General features: G+C 49.9%; 1 protein-coding gene. It reads right to left on the bottom strand.

Going from position 1 to position 1,321, the window contains the following annotated elements; translation table 11 throughout:
• Positions 1-217 precede the first annotated feature (217 nt).
• Positions 218-1,087 carry a GTPase family protein gene (locus tag ABG80_RS06360; RefSeq protein WP_083505876.1) on the bottom strand — a complete coding sequence of 290 codons (870 nt, stop codon included), beginning with the start codon at positions 1,085-1,087 and terminating at the stop codon, positions 218-220.
• Between the last annotated feature and the right edge of the window lie 234 nt (positions 1,088-1,321).

The following is a 1,321-nucleotide window of genomic DNA, read 5'->3' as shown; positions in this document are numbered from 1 at the left end:
TGTCCTTACCTTTGCTCGCCTGATCTGCGTCGGCGTTGTGCTTGGCACTTTGATGTTGGCTCGCTGCGCGAGCCTGGGTCAGCTATTGCTTGACAGATGGGGAAGCCCTTGTAGCCCAGGTTAACCGGCGCCGGAGGCCGAAGGCCGTAGGGCACCAAAGCTGGCCATAAAAATGGCGAAGCCATGGCCAGCTTTGGCGTCCGAGTTGAACCGCCAGTTAGCCCTTCGCAAGTTTGATGACCCACTTGGCGAACGCAATGATTTCAGGAATGTACGGTTTCACTTCTTTGTACACCTGCTTTATGTACTCAATTACGCCTTTTACGGCGCTTTCCTTGGATTTCTCTGTTGTGGCCTCTTCGGTTGCTTGGTTGAGAAAGCCAAGCTTTTTCTCGTTTGGGACAATATCAATAATTGCCTCAACTATACCGCCGAGATTGTATTTTTCCTCAGCGGATGCAGCAACTATGTGCTCGTTGGGGATGTTGAACTTTGAGGCGGCCCACTGTGTACGTTCGCCAATAACCTTCTGTTGAGAGAAGCCAGGGCGCTTATTTTCTTCGTCCCAGTCCCTGATGGGGTTAATCTTGTCAACTTGGTTGACAACAACCAGGAACGGTATTTTTGAATTGGATATTGCGGATTTGACAACGTTGTCGTAGAAGAATTCGTCAACGCTAAAGGTTCGATCATCCGCGCGAATGATCCATAGCACCAAATCCAAGCGTGGAATCCAATCTTCGTAGAGTTTTTTGTATTCTTCGTCTCGAACTTTACTCTCACCTACGCCCGGCAAATCAATTAATTTTATGCCGCTGCCGGATTCGCTGATTTTGACAAAAATCTCTTGTGGCTGACGAGTGCAGGCCTCGACGTCGCTAACTTTGGCTGTTTCTTTTCCAAAAAGGGCGTTACATAGGCTTGATTTTCCAACCCCTGTTTTTCCAAAAATACCTACTGTAGGGGTGAATTCGCCAAGCTCCAGAATTTTTTCTTGGATGTTGGAAATCATCTCCTCAGGCATTTTGTTTTCTCTGAACTTCTCAAGGAGATCTTTTGTGAGTATTTGCTTAATCGATTTCTTCATTTCTACTTTCGCGTTGTTGAGCAGAGTTGGTGAGTTGGGGGGCTAACGCCCAAGTTCAGGGGCGCCCGCTTGGCGTGGCCGAAGCGATGCGACGTATTGGCGTCCCCTGCAACGACCAGTTAGGGTTTCAGGCCCCTCTGCGAGGCGCCCATTGCGCAAAGGAAACTGACTGCGTTGTGGCAAGGTGGGAGCCGGCGCCGCCAAAGACCGGACAGTCAATGGCGCGTGATGCCC

The sequence above is a fragment of the Aquabacterium parvum genome (assembly GCF_001447195.1).
Taxonomy (GTDB): Bacteria; Pseudomonadota; Gammaproteobacteria; order Burkholderiales; family Burkholderiaceae_C; genus Aquabacterium; species Aquabacterium parvum.
This window is presented reverse-complemented; position numbering and strand designations above follow the sequence as displayed.